The 269-nt window shown below is 66.5% G+C and carries 1 protein-coding gene; it reads left to right on the top strand.

The features are described 5' to 3' along the window. Positions 1 to 269 (top strand): aminotransferase class V-fold PLP-dependent enzyme (locus KVT32_RS30180; RefSeq protein ID WP_217619439.1); only part of this gene is annotated, 269 nt, incomplete at both ends.

The raw sequence follows: 269 nt of genomic DNA, 5'->3' as shown, positions 1-269 counted from the left end.
ATCCAGCCGATCAACGCCATCGGCGACCTTTGCCGCTCGAAGGGCATCATCTTCCATTGCGACGCCGCGCAGGCGACCGGCAAGGTCGAGATCGACCTGGAAAAGACCAAGTGCGACCTGATGACCTTCACCGCGCACAAGACCTATGGCCCGAAAGGCGTGGGCGCCCTGTACGTGCGCCGCAAGCCGCGCGTGCGCCTGGAAGCGCAGATGCACGGCGGCGACCACGAGCGCGGCCTGCGTTCGGGCACGCTGCCGACCCACCAGAT

The sequence above is a fragment of the Achromobacter sp. GbtcB20 genome (assembly GCF_019091095.1).
Lineage (GTDB): Bacteria > Pseudomonadota > Gammaproteobacteria > Burkholderiales > Burkholderiaceae_B > Achromobacter > Achromobacter mucicolens.
This window is presented reverse-complemented; position numbering and strand designations above follow the sequence as displayed.